The 13,661-nt window shown below is 61.5% G+C and carries 8 protein-coding genes and 3 tRNA genes; 5 read left to right on the top strand and 6 right to left on the bottom strand.

The window, feature by feature from the left end:
* Nucleotides 1-36: 36 nt before the first annotated feature.
* The 4 genes from ftsH to V9F06_06205 all read right to left on the bottom strand — a co-directional run bounded on the left by ftsH (nt 37) and on the right by V9F06_06205 (nt 3,814).
* Nucleotides 37-1,974 (bottom strand): ATP-dependent zinc metalloprotease FtsH, encoded by a 1,938-nt coding sequence (ftsH, locus tag V9F06_06220; protein MEI2617227.1) that lies wholly within the window; start codon nt 1,972-1,974, stop codon nt 37-39.
* A 104-nt stretch (nt 1,975-2,078) separates the two neighbouring features.
* The gene (gene hpt, locus V9F06_06215) at nt 2,079-2,639 is read right to left on the bottom strand and encodes a hypoxanthine phosphoribosyltransferase (protein MEI2617226.1); all 561 of its coding nucleotides are present in this window, start codon (nt 2,637-2,639) and stop codon (nt 2,079-2,081) included.
* Entirely contained in the window at nt 2,633-3,676 is a 1,044-nt protein-coding gene (gene tilS / locus V9F06_06210) for a tRNA lysidine(34) synthetase TilS (GenBank protein MEI2617225.1), read from the bottom strand. Before tilS ends, hpt begins: the two co-directional genes overlap by 7 nt.
* A gap of 63 nt (nt 3,677-3,739) precedes the next feature.
* Nucleotides 3,740-3,814: transfer RNA gene (locus V9F06_06205), tRNA-Met, on the bottom strand.
* Nucleotides 3,815-3,957: 143 nt separating this feature from the next.
* Here V9F06_06205 and V9F06_06200 point away from each other — a divergent pair.
* The 4 genes from V9F06_06200 (at nt 3,958) to dnaG (ending at nt 11,820) form a co-directional block, all read left to right on the top strand.
* Nucleotides 3,958-6,159, top strand: a complete 2,202-nt coding sequence (locus tag V9F06_06200; GenBank protein MEI2617224.1) for a UvrD-helicase domain-containing protein — start codon at nt 3,958-3,960, stop codon at nt 6,157-6,159.
* A gap of 12 nt (nt 6,160-6,171) precedes the next feature.
* Entirely contained in the window at nt 6,172-8,799 is a 2,628-nt protein-coding gene (ppdK, locus tag V9F06_06195) for a pyruvate, phosphate dikinase (protein MEI2617223.1), read from the top strand.
* 66 nt (nt 8,800-8,865) lie between these two features.
* Complete coding sequence (locus V9F06_06190) at nt 8,866-9,912, top strand: deoxyguanosinetriphosphate triphosphohydrolase (protein MEI2617222.1); 1,047 nt, start codon at nt 8,866-8,868, stop codon at nt 9,910-9,912.
* Between the two features lie 3 nt (nt 9,913-9,915).
* The gene (dnaG, locus tag V9F06_06185) at nt 9,916-11,820 is read left to right on the top strand and encodes a DNA primase (GenBank protein MEI2617221.1); all 1,905 of its coding nucleotides are present in this window, start codon (nt 9,916-9,918) and stop codon (nt 11,818-11,820) included.
* Nucleotides 11,821-11,842: 22 nt separating this feature from the next.
* On the opposite strand, the gene selA is transcribed toward dnaG, so the two are convergent.
* Entirely contained in the window at nt 11,843-13,216 is a 1,374-nt protein-coding gene (gene selA, locus V9F06_06180) for an L-seryl-tRNA(Sec) selenium transferase (protein MEI2617220.1), read from the bottom strand.
* Between the two features lie 74 nt (nt 13,217-13,290).
* Nucleotides 13,291-13,368, bottom strand: a tRNA-Pro gene (locus V9F06_06175).
* A gap of 191 nt (nt 13,369-13,559) precedes the next feature.
* On the opposite strand from V9F06_06175, the gene V9F06_06170 reads away from it, so the two are divergent.
* Nucleotides 13,560-13,632 (top strand) — tRNA-Arg (locus tag V9F06_06170).
* The last annotated feature ends 29 nt before the right edge of the window (nt 13,633-13,661 follow it).

Genomic DNA, 13,661 nt, shown 5'->3' with positions numbered 1-13,661 from the left:
GACTTCGGCCGCCGTCGCTGTTTTTGAGATTCGAGACTAACCAGATGCCGGCTGGGGACGAAGACGCGGGGCCGGATCCGGTTCCCGCCGCTCTGTCCACTCAGCGCCCGTGACTGGCGCCGGCAGATTTGATGGTCCGTGGAGTGTCGGTTGTGGCTTCGGTGAGTCGAACAGCGCTTCGAGCTGCTCGGCATCCACTGTCTCGTTCTCCATCAGCAACATCGCAATCGCCTCAAGGTTGGCACGGTGGTCGCTCAGCACCTGGTGGGCCTGTGCATATGCATTATTGATGAGTTGGCGGATCTCCTGGTCAATCTGAAACGCGACCTCATCGGAGTAGTTGCGTTGCTCGTTGATCTCACGTCCGAGGAAAACCAGCTCCTCTTTCTTCCCGAACGCGAGTGGGCCGAGTGTCGGGCTCATCCCGTACTCAGTCACCATCTTCCGGGCTAGCCCGGTCGCGCGTTCGATGTCGTTGGAAGCGCCAGTCGACATTTCGTTGAAGATGATCTCCTCGGCAACACGACCGCCCATGATGTAGGCCAGCATGTCCTCAAACTGGCGTTTGGTCCAGAAGAACCGATCCTCGTCAGGGACAACGCTCGTGTAGCCACCCATCATCCCGCGGGCAACGATCGAGACCTTCCGCACCGGATCCGCATATGGAAGCATCCGCGCCACGAGCGCATGCCCTGCTTCGTGGTAGGCAGTCATGAGCTTCTCGCGCTCGCTGATCACACGACTCTTCCGCTGTGGACCAGCAACGACGCGATCGATCGCCTCGGCCAGCTCACTGCGTCCGATCGTTTTCTTGTTTCGTCGCGCCGCGAGGATCGCCGATTCATTGACGAGGTTCTCCAGATCCGCGCCGGAGAAGCCCGGCGTCTGACGAGCCAGATCCTCCAGCGCGATATCGTCCTCGAACGGCTTCCCGCGGGAATGCACCTCAAGGACAGCGAGCCGGCCGGCGATATCGGGTCGATCAAGGATCACCTGACGGTCAAAGCGCCCGGGACGAAGTAGCGCAGGATCGAGGACATCGGGCCGGTTCGTTGCCGCGATCACGATGACGTTGGTCGCACTGTCGAAGCCATCCATCTCGACCAGGATCTGATTCAGTGTCTGCTCGCGCTCATCGTGGCTGCCACCCAGACCAGCCCCTCGCTGGCGACCAACCGCGTCGATCTCGTCGACAAAGACGATGCACGGAGCGTTGCGCTTCGCCTGATCGAAGAGGTCACGAACGCGGGATGCGCCAACGCCGACGAACATCTCGACGAACTCCGACCCGGAGATGCTGAAGAACGGCACGCCAGCCTCGCCGGCCACCGCGCGGGACAGCAGTGTCTTCCCGGTGCCCGGCGGGCCAACGAGCAAGACTCCACGTGGAATACGGGCGCCAAGCGCCGAGAACTTCTCGGGATACTTCAGGAACTCGACGACCTCGACGAGCTCCTCCTTGGCTTCGTTGACGCCGGCGACGTCAGCGAATGTCACCGTCGGCTTGTTGCCAGTGAACATTCGCGCCCGGCTCTTACCGAATGACATAGCCTGGCTATTGCTGCCCTGCGCCTGCCGCATCATGAAAACGACGATCCCGATCAGAATTACTGTCGGAAGGATGAAGGTCAACAATCCGAGCCAGTTCCCCCATTGGCTGGCCGCTTTGATGTTGATGTCGACATCGCTCGGCTCAACGCCGTACTGCAATAGCGCATCGTAGATGTTGACGTTCGGGGGCAGGCGGAACGTCTCGACCTGGTCAGAGCCCTTGTAAAAGACCATCACCTTGCTGGAATCTTCGGACTGCTCCAACCGTGCCACCTGGCCCGATCGAATATCCGCCGCAATGCTGCTTAGATCCCGCGATTGAGTCCGTTCTCCGCCACTGGTCACCATGAACCAGAGCGCGATTACCGCTATGATCAGGATGATCCAGACAAAGCCGTTTCGGAGCCATTTATTGTCGGTCATGGAGTGTCCTCTGATAGCGTTCCGCTCTATAATCCGGAGCCGTTGAAGCACAGCCAGCGCGCGAGCGAAACAGCGTAACTGGATTATAGCAGGATGAAATTGCCCTACTTTTCGGCGTTCACCGATTCGCCGTAGACGCCGACGAAGCTCAGGTTGCGATACCGGTTGGCGACATCAAGTCCGTAACCGACGACAAACTCGTCGGGAATCGTGAAGCCGCAATAATCCACTCGCACGCTCGCCAGATATTCGCGGTCCTTCATCAATAAGGCAACGACCTTGATATCGCGGGGGCCGCGGCGTTCCAGCACGTCGAGAAGATAGGCGAGTGTCAGCCCGCTATCGATAATGTCCTCGACAATCAGGAGGTCCCGACCTTCGATCGGGCTATCCAGATCCTTCAGGATCTTCACGACGCCGCTCGTCTGTGTCGACTCGCCATAGCTTGACACGGCCATGAACTCAACGTCGAGCGGAATCTGCATCGCGCGACAGAGATCCGCCATGAAGACGAACGCGCCGGTAAGGACGCCGACGAGCAGTGGCCGCCGGCCACGGTAGATCTCGGCGAGCTCCGCGCCAAGCTCGGTAACCCGCTGCCGGATCTGATCCTCGGACACCAGCTCGCGGGATATTCCTGCCATGAGATTCGAGTCGTCTACCATTCGACATCTCCTGCGCTTCGCGGCATGAATACGAGAACTTCACGATCGATGCGGACATCCACGCCATAGGGTAACTGGATCAACGATCCGGTCCTCCCGCCGGCCGCCTCCACCACTGCGGTGATGCGTTCCGTCGTCAACTCACGCGAGTCGCCGTCCATCGCCACGGAAACACGGCAGGCCACTGCGATGACGATTCGCGTCGCTACGGCGCGTGGTAACGCACGAAACGACGCGCGGACGATCGCCACCCCATGATCCGTCTCGATGATCAACCGGCCGAGCTCAGCTATCGCGAGCGAGTCCACCACCTCAGCGTCGAGCCTGGCGAGCTCAATCGATCGCAAAAACGTCGCTGGGAACCCCGGGAAGATGTCGCGTAGCGACGGAATGATCGAGCTGCGGAGCGCGTTCCGTCGATACCGAATATCCGAATTACTTGGGTCGATCGTCGGGACAATTTGCGCCAGATCGAGGATCTCGACAAGCTCGCGACGGGTGACGCCGAGCAGCGGTCGAAGCACGCGCAGCGGGCCGGCCGCGGTCCCTATCGTCACCTCGGGCCGCATGCCGCTCGCGCCCGAGGGAGCCGCGCCGCCGAACAGACGCATGAGGATCGTCTCAACCTGGTCGTCCATCGTGTGCGCAGTGACAATCGTGTCTATTCCCAGCACGCTGGTGATACGCCCAAGCGCTTCGAATCGGGCGCTCCGGAGACGATGCTCCGCGACATGATCTCCGATCTGCCAGTCGGCATCGACCGTGGCGTACACAAACGGCGCCTCCAACGAGGCGCACAGCCCAGCGACAAGCAACGCATCGGCCTCAGACCCCGACCGCATCAGATGATTAACATGAACCACGACGAACGGAGCAACGTGTTCCGGACGGGCCAACACGGACAGGAGCAATAGCGCGGTTGAATCGACGCCGCCCGAGCAGGCAATCGCTACGGGCTGGTCCCATTGCAGATTCGTCACCGCGAGATCGTGGGCAAAACGACTCGCGTTCAGATTGGCAATCGAGTAGTCGCTCACGGTCACCTCGGTTGCGGGGAACGACAATCGCGCCATTCGGCGCGATTGTCGGGATCGGTGGGTTGGTGCCGGTGGCGGGAATCGAACCTGCGACCAAGGGCTTATGAGTCCCCTGCTCTGCCGCTGAGCTACACCGGCTCGGTCAACGGCTGTAAGCATATCAACCCAATTTCAATCGCAACAACCACAGGGTCCACACAGACAGTCGGGTACAATCAGCACTCGTTGCCGGGGATCGTCCGGCCACGGCTCCAAACAGAATGCGATCGAACGGGGATTCAATGCTTGGCGCCCAGGACACCGCGGGGTCGACGCTGTTGCAGGATCTTAACGCCGAGCAACGAGCGGCGGTAACAACGACCGACGGTCCGGTCCTCATCGTCGCAGGCCCGGGGAGCGGCAAGACGCGAGTGCTGACGGTCCGGATCGCGAACCTGATCCAGGGTCACGGCGTCGCGCCGTGGAACATCCTTGCTGTTACATTCACCAACAAGGCGGCGCGCGAGATGCGAGAGCGCGTCGAGCATCTCGTGGGCGACCGCGCTCGTTGGGTCATGCTCGGCACGTTCCACGGCTTTTGCGCTCGCGTGCTCCGACAATACGGCCATCTCATCGGCGTCGATCCCCGGTTCGTCATCTACGACGACGGTGATCAGATGGGCGCCGTGAAATCGGCGATGGACCAGCTGGATATCAGCCCGAAGCACTTCTCCCCGCGCGCAATTCTCAGCATGATCTCGCGCGCGAAGAGCCTCAATATCGGCCCGACAGAGTTCACAGATTCAGTCGAGAGCTACTTCGAGGAAGTTGTTGCTCGCGTCTACCCCGTCTACCAGCAGACACTGCGGCGGCGACAGGCGCTGGATTTCGACGACCTGCTGACCACAGCCTTACGGCTGTTGTACGAGTCGCCAGAGGCGCTTGCGGCGCTTCGCAATCGATATCACTACGTCCTGGTCGATGAATACCAGGACACCAACCGTATCCAGTACTTGCTGGTCAAAGAGTTAGCAGCCGAGCATCGCAACATCTGCGTTGTCGGCGATCCCGACCAGTCGATCTACGGCTGGCGAGCCGCGGACATCCGCAATATCCTGACGTTCAAAGAGGACTTCCCTGACGCTGTCGAGATCCACCTCGAGGAAAACTACCGCTCGACACCGGAGATTCTGAGCGCCGCCGACGGTGTCATTCGCGAAAACGTTCAGCGCATCGACCGCAAGCTTCGGACGTCGAATCAAGCCGGGGAGAAGATCGTCCTGCGTGAGTGCTTCGACGAGGCACAGGAAGCGCGCTATGTCGTCGAGGAGATTCAGAGTCTCACCGAGCGCGGCCAATACACAGGCAGCGACATCGCTGTGCTGTATCGCACCAACTGGCAGAGCCGGCCGATCGAGGAAGCGCTCATCCGCGCGTCAATCCCGTACCAGCTGATCGGTGGAGTGCGGTTCTACGAGCGAAAGGAGATCAAGGACGCCCTCGCGCTCTTGAGATTGATCGCTAACCCGGACGACTTCGCGGCCTTCCAGCGCGTCGTAGCGGAATATCCACTTGGCGCAGGGATCGGGGCCAAGACGCTCAGCGATCTTGAGGGGTGGGCTCGTTCGCACGACCTGGGCTCCGGGGCGGCTCTCGACGCTGTTGGCGATGCCGGCGGCCCTGCGCTCGCCTCACGCGCGGTCAAGCTGCTGATCGGGATGCGCGAGAGGGTCGGTTCGTTGCGCGAACTCGAGCCCACGATGCCGTTGTCGGAGCTGTTCGATCGTGCCATCGAGGAGACGGGATACGCGGGATACTTCACCGCAGGTGACGACGAAGCGATGGCTCGCTGGGAAAATCTCCAGCAGCTTCGCGCGAACCTCGAACGGTTCGATGACGAGGCGCCAGAAGAACGGCTTGCCATCTTCCTCACTGAGGTTGCGCTCGTCAGCGACGCCGACACCATCGAGGAGGTGCGCGAGAAGGTGACTTTGATCACCTTGCATGCCGTCAAGGGGTTGGAGTTTCCAGTCATCTTCCTCACCGGCGTCGAGGAAGGATTGATTCCGCACCAGCGGTCGATTACCGAGAATCCGGCCATGCTGGAGGAAGAACGTCGGCTGTTCTATGTCGGCATCACACGAGCTAAGGAGAGGCTCTATATCAGCCACGCCTTTCGGAGGTCGCGATTTGGTGGCGTTGAACCTTCTGCGCCATCGTCATTTCTGTCATCAATCCCAGCCAGCTCGTTGGCTGCTGGCAGTCGGAGCCACGAGCCTGCGCGGGCGACGACGCGCAAGCTGCTGGTTCCAGACGCGATTCCAGCGCCAGCCTCGATCCGCGTAGTGGCCGGCCAGCGCGTCTTCCATGTGAAGTTCGGCGACGGGATTGTGACAAGCGCTACCGACCGCGGTGGCGACCAGGAGATTACGGTCGAGTTCAAGCGGTATGGGGAGAAGCGGCTGATCGGGAGTCTTGCAAACCTTACGATCGACCAGGAATAACGGAGGCAGCAGATGGCTCAATGGGTATCGGCATTCGACCAGGGCGATGGCGCGAACAAGGATCTTCTCGGTGGCAAGGGCGCCAACCTCGCCGAAATGACCCACCTGGGGCTGCCCGTTCCTCCAGGATTCACCGTCACCACCGATGCCTGCCGAGCCTATCTGGCAACCGACGGAGCACTTCCGGATGGGCTCTGGGCCGAGGTCGTCGACGGCGTGGCGTCGATCGAAGCGCAGCTCGATCGAAAGCTGGGTGATCTGACCAATCCACTCCTGGTCTCGGTCCGTTCGGGCGCCAAGTTCTCGATGCCTGGCATGATGGACACCATCCTCAATCTGGGTCTGAACGATCAGACGGTGGCCGGCCTGGCGGCCAGTGCCGACGAACGATTCGCCTGGGACTGCTACCGACGGCTGATTCAGATGTATGCCAAAGTCGTGATGAACGTCGAAAGCGACCACTTCGAAGACGCGATCGACGCACTGAAGCGTCGAGAACGGGTACGGCTGGACTACGAGCTGTCGGCCATTGCGCTATCCGAGCTGGTCATTGAGTTCAAAAGGATCGTGCTCCGCGATACCGGGCGTGAGTTCCCGCAGGATCCGTGGGATCAACTGCGCGGGTCGATCGAGGCCGTCTTCGGCTCGTGGAACAACCGCCGCGCGATCAACTATCGCAACCAGAATCAGATCCCACATGATCTCGGAACTGCCGTCAACATACAAGCGATGGTGTTTGGCAATCTGGGCCAGGACAGCGCGACAGGCGTTGCCTTCACCCGCAATCCGGCCACAGGCGAGGATGGCATCTTCGGCGAGTTTCTGGTGAACGCACAGGGCGAAGATGTCGTCGCCGGGGTTCGAACTCCACAGCCAATCTCCGAAATGGCAGCGCTTCCCGCGTTTGCCGTCGCCTGGTCGTCATTTCAGGACATTACCGCCTTGCTCGAGCGGCATTACCGCGAGATGCAGGATGTGGAGTTCACGATCCAGAACGGGCGACTCTTCATGCTGCAAACCCGAACTGGCAAGCGAACCGGCCAGGCGGCGGTCAACATCGCCGTCGCAATGGTCGGCGAAGAGTTGATCTCGAAAGAGGAAGCGATTCAGCGGGTGGAGCCATCACAGCTCGACCAGCTGCTGCATCCAATGATCGACCCGGCCTATCACCCCGAGGTGCTGGCGGTCGGTCTGCCGGCCAGTCCCGGCGCAGCTACGGGTAAGATCGTATTCGATGCAGACGACGCCAAGCGCCTCGGTGACGACGGCGAACGAGTGATTCTGGTTCGCATCGAGACATCTCCCGAGGACTTCCACGGGATGGTTGCGGCACAGGCGGTTCTCACCGCTCGTGGCGGTATGACATCGCACGCGGCGGTCGTAGCGCGTGGCATGGGCAAGCCCTGTGTGGCTGGCTGTGGCGCGCTCGATATCGACTATCGGGCGGGCACGGTCAAGGTCGGCGGTCAGACGCTTCACGAGGGCGACTTCATCACGATCGACGGCGCTTCTGGCAGGGTGATGCTCGGCGAGGTGCCGACGATCGAACCGAACGTCGGCGGCAGCGTCGCGACGCTTCTCGGCTGGGCCGACAATGACCGGCGCCTCGGGATCCGGGCGAATGCCGATACTCCCGCCGACGCCGCGAAGGCGCGTGAACTCGGCGCGGAGGGAATCGGGTTGTGCCGAACGGAGCACATGTTCTTCGAAGGCGACCGCATTCAGGCAATGCGGGAGATGATCATGGCCGCCAATTCCGCCGAGCGAAGCGTGGCGCTCGATCGGTTGCTGCCAATGCAGCAGGAGGACTTCGAGGGCATCTTCCGCGTCATGGACGGCTTCCCGGTCACGATCCGAACGCTCGATCCTCCGCTTCACGAGTTCCTGCCACATACCGAACACGACATTGAAACGCTTGCGCACGCAACAGGCATGACAGTCGAGCAGGTACAAAACAAGACTGCCGCGCTCCGCGAGGCAAACCCGATGCTCGGCCATCGCGGGTGCCGCCTTGGGATTTCGTATCCGGAGATCACCGCGATGCAAGCGCGAGCGATCTTCAACGCCGCTGCTCGTTGCGTCCAGGATGGCGTCGTCGTTCATCCGGAGATCATGATTCCCCTTGTGGCTGATGTCGAGGAACTCCGTCGCCAGCGTGAGGTTGTTGACACGGTCGCTAAGCAGGTCTTCGCCGAGCATGGCGTGGTCGTCGATTATTCAGTTGGCACGATGATCGAGCTTCCTCGCGCCGCGCTGACTGCGGCTCAGATTGCGGAACAGGCGGAATTCTTCTCGTTCGGCACCAATGATCTTACGCAGACGACGTTTGGCCTCAGCCGTGATGACGCCGGCCGGTTCCTGCCGATGTATGTCGAGAATGGCATTCTGCCTGTCGATCCGTTCGTTACGCTGGATCAGGTCGGCGTTGGAGAGTTGATCGAGATCGCCACGGAGCGAGGCCGCTCGACTCGGCCTGATATCAAGCTCGGCATTTGCGGAGAACACGGAGGAGACCCAGCGAGTGTCCGATTCTGCCATCAGGCGGGGCTGAACTACGTCTCGTGCTCCCCGTTCCGAGTCCCCGTCGCCCGTCTCGCGGCAGCGCAGGCCGCGCTTGGAGACACCGAGCGCGATAAGTAGTCCCGTAGACGAATGGCATGACTGTACGTACACTAGATTCCGACGATGATAACGGACGGTCATGCCATGAACGTACGCCAGCGAATCGAGGAACGAGAACGAGAATGGCTCGCGCCGGCTGCGGCGATGGCGAAACACGCAACTCGCCGCAGCCCCGAGGACGAGTCAGACTTGCGAACCGCATTCCAGCGCGACCGTGACCGCATTCTCCACTCGAAGGCGTTCCGCCGCCTGAAGCACAAGACACAGGTGTTCCTGTCGCCTGATGGCGACCATGTCCGGACGCGAATGACGCACACGCTGGAGGTGACACAGATCGCGCGGACGATCGCGCGCGCCCTTGACCTGAACGAGGATCTGACCGAGGCGATCGGGCTCGGCCATGACCTCGGTCATACTCCATTCGGCCACGCTGGCGAACGGGCGCTCGCCCGGGTCTATCCAGGGTTCCGTCACAATGAGCAGAGCCTTCGAGTCGTCGATCTGCTGGAAAAGGATGGTCTCGGCCTCAATCTCACCGATGAAACACGCGACGGCATCCTGAGGCACTCGAAACCGGAAGAAGGCATTGCCGGGGAAATGGCCGGCACGCCAGCCACTGCCGAAGCTCAGGTCGTCAAGATCGCCGACGGCATTGCCTATATCAACCACGACTTCGACGACGCGGTTCGCGCAGGACTCATCGCCGCCGATGACCTCCCCTCCTCTGTTGCACAATCACTCGGCGTATCACACAGTCAACGCATCGATTCGCTCGTCCGTGATGTCGTGGCCGCCTCGCTCCCTGCGCTGAGTTCACCGGTGGATGGCAGACGAGTGATCACCATGAGCGCTCCTGTGCTCGAGGCCGCGGACATCATGCGCGCATTTCTCTTCGAGCGCGTCTATCACCCGGTCAACCTCCAGGCAACGACACGCCACGCCGAGACTGTGGTCGAGGAGTTGTTCGCGTATTATGTCGCCAACGAGCCGGAGATACCGGCGAGAATCGCGCCGTCACGTGGCGACGAAACGGCTGAACGCCGTGCCGCTGACGTGATCTCGGGGATGACCGACCGTTACGCGCTTCACGCCTGGATGACTTTGTTACTCCCAGAAGCCGAGGAGTTGTAGCCCATGGCTGGTGTTGCTATCGAGGCTGTTCGGGAGCGCACGGATATCGTCGATCTGATCGGCGCAAAGGTGCGACTGCGCCAGGCCGGCCGGAATCTCAAAGGGTTGTGTCCATTTCACGAGGAGAAAACGCCCTCCTTCGTCGTCTACCCCGAATCCCAGTCGTATCACTGCTTCGGCTGTGGAAAGAGCGGCGACGCGTTCTCGTTCATCATGGATACCGAGAATCTCGACTTCAGTGACACGCTGAAGCTCCTCGCCGCACGTGCGGGAGTCGAGCTGGAGAGCCAACGCCCACAACGTCGCGACCCGGAGATCGACCGGGAACGAGCGCGCCTGATCGAGCTGAATGAACGGGCCGCATCCTACTTCACGAACCTCCTGTGGACATCCCCAGCCGGGTCATCAGCCCGCGCGGTGCTCGAGCAGCGAGGAGTCGATCGTCCGACCGCCGATCGATTCGGGCTCGGCTTCGCGCCCGACTCATTCGACGCCCTGAAGTCGCACTTCCTGGCCCGTGAGATTGACGAGCAGGACATGCTTGCTGCTGGTCTACTCACAAAGAATGAGAATACGGGCAGGACTTACGATCGATTCCGTAATCGACTGACGTTTCCGATCCGTAACCGTGATGGTCGAGTGGTCGGCTTCGGCGCGCGGGCGCTCGGAGATGAGAAGCCGAAGTACCTCAATTCGCCACAGACTCCGATTTTTGACAAGCGATCCATCCTCTACGGTCTCGATAAGGCGTACGACACGATCAGACGCGAGCGCAGCATGGTGATCGTCGAGGGATACATGGACGCGATCGCGGCGCACCAGTGCGGCTACGAGAATGTCGTCGCGTCGATGGGAACCGCGATAACGCCGAACCAGGTCGCTTCGATTCGACGCTACCTCGATCGCGTCTACCTCGCGCTGGATTCGGACACAGCAGGTCAGATGGCGACACTGCGCGGGATTGATTCCATGCGCGAATCGTTCGTCGATGATTCCCGGGTAGAGGTCAGCGCCAACCGAATGATTCGCTTCGAGCGCACGCTCGGCGCAGAGATTCGCATCGTCGTGCTGCCCGAGGGTAAGGACCCAGATGAGTTCATCCGGGCTCATCCAGATGCGTGGCCCGAGGCGCTGAAGAGCTCGGTTCCACTGGTCGAATACTATCTGACCCACGCACTGGCGGATATCGATCGATCGCCGAACGCGCGAGCGAACGCACTGCGGGATATCGCGGTTCCGATTCTGCTGGAGATCGGCGACGCCGAGGTGCTCACATTCTATGTGGACCTCACTGCTCGGCTGCTTGGCTACGGACCGGATGGGCCAGAGGAGGTGCGCCGGTCACTCCGACGAAACGTGTCGCCGCCGGCCACACGAGTTCACCAGCCCCAGGCATCGCGGCGTGACGGGTTGACGATCGATCGGCCCCTCGCAGTCGATCCCGAGCGTTTTGTTGTCGAGGTTATTCTCAACTACCCGATGGCAGGTGTTGAGGGCCTGTCGCACCTTCGCCGCGAGGACGTGATCGATGCTCGCCACCGCGTCATTCTCGAGCAATTGGCGATTGCGCAGGGTAACTTCGATGTGGCAATGCAGGCGCTACCTGATGAGCTCGCGGATTATGCGCGTGACCTGCAAACCTCGTTGACGACGGAGACCGGCGAGCCTCCACGCCCGTCCGCCAAGGAGATTCCGAACGCGATCCGCCGGCTCGCGAAGGCTCGTAATGACGACCGACTCCGGCAACTCCGGGTCGATCTCGCCGACGCGAAGAGATCAGGGGATACCGCGGCTGTCGAAGCGTGCACACGTCAGATCACCGATCTCACCACAACAATGCCGAACCTTGCGCCCGACGAAAGCCCCTATTTCAGGGATCTTCGAAGCGACCAGCCAGTGATTCGCTAATCAACCCCCGGTCTTGATCCGGCTATATCGTGAGCGCGGCTCGGAGGGCGTCGATCAGTGCCTCCTCCTGATCCGCCAGCACAGTCCGTGCGTCGATGATCAGCCGCTCGTCAACAACGCGTGGCACGACAGGTTGATCCCCGATCCTAAGACGCTGCGCGAGCTGCTGAACGTTCAAGCTGCCCGCCGAGATCGCGATGCCAAATGACGGCAACAACTTTCCAGGCAATGAACCACCGCCAACAACCGCATCGGTGCGCACGACCTCTGCGCAATCGCCAAGCGCCTGCGACCACCTGCGCGCCCGGCGTTCCAGCCATTCGGGTGTCCTTGAAATAGCCCACCAGACCGGGATCTCATCGGTCGCCTCATCACGGATGTAGTGCCGCAACGTGGCCGCCAGTCCCGCCAGGCAGGTCTTATCGGCGCGGAGAGCACGCGCCAGGGGATGGCGCGCAACCTGATCAACCACCGCTGCGCGACCGAGAATGATCCCCGCCTGAGGCCCGCCGAGTAGCTTGTCGCCGGACGCGCAGACAATATCCACGCCGGCTCGGATACTCTCTCCGAGAGTCGGCTCGTGCGCCAGGCCGAACGGGTGCGTATCAAGCAGGCAGCCGCTGCCAACGTCCTCGATCAGGAGCACATTTCTCTCGCGGCACAATGCGACCAGATCATCCAGCTCCGGCCGAGCAGTGAAGCCAATGATCTCGAAGTTGCTCGCGTGGACCCGAAGGATCGCCGCGGTGTCGTCGTCTATCGCCTCCGAGTAATCTCGCGCGTAGGTGCGATTCGTTGTGCCGACCTCAACGAGGCGTGCGCCGCTCTGCCGCAGAACATCGGGAACCCTGAACCCGCCACCAATTTCGACCGCTTCGCCACGCGAGACAATTACGCCACGGCCTGCCGATAGCGAAGCCAGCACGAGCATCACCGCAGCCGCGTTGTTGTTCACAACGAGCGCCCGTTCGGCGCCCGTGAGTGCGCGCAGCAGCGATTCAACTTCACGGCCGCGCCCACCGCGCTGGCCGCTTTCCAGGTCCGTCTCCAGCGCAACATACGACGCGGCAGCCTTCGCCATCTCCTGCGCCGCCGACGCAGACACGGGCGCTCGGCCCAGATTCGTCTGGACGATCACACCCGTGCCATTGATCACCGATGTGGGTCGAGAACCGAGCAGAAGGTCAAGTTGATGAATGATCTGCTCGACCAGAGCTGGCTGCTGGTCTAGGCTGTCGGACAGGATGCGAGCACGAGCAGCATCGAGACATTCCCGGATCACGTCGCGGACAATGGCAGGATTCGCGCCGGCGGACGCGCGTTGGATACGTTCGTCGTCCATCATGACGTGAACGGCCGGCAGACCGCGCAACAGCCGATCGCGCTGCTCGGTCATCGATTCCTCCAATGTCCCGGCGCACGAGCGCCGGATACGCAACGAGGAGCGGACGACCGCTCCTCGCATCCTCGTGGTCGGGGAGAGAGGATTTGAACCTCCGGCCTCCGCGTCCCGAACGCGGCGCGCTAACCGGGCTGCGCCACTCCCCGATGACCGGACAATCCTATCAATCCCTGTTCCTGATGGCAATCGGGAGCGCTATGCTAACGGGTCGGAATCGGCTCGTCCGCGCGCTAAACGCGGTAAGATTCAGGTCCGGGCCAACCGGAGACACGCAGATCCGTCGTTGTAGAGTCCGTCAGGTGGCATCCCCGACGGAAGGTCGGACCGGCTCGATCAGGCCCGCGTAGCTCAGGGGATAGAGCAGGGGCGTCCTAAGCCCTGTGCCGGGGGTTCGAATCCCTCCGCGGGCGCCGTTTCGTCCAGGCGCAACGCAGCGCTG

This window comes from Thermomicrobiales bacterium (assembly GCA_037045155.1).
Classification (GTDB): domain Bacteria; phylum Chloroflexota; class Chloroflexia; order Thermomicrobiales; family CFX8; genus JAMLIA01.
Note: the sequence above shows the minus strand (reverse complement) of the source record. Positions and strands in the feature narration are given on the sequence as shown.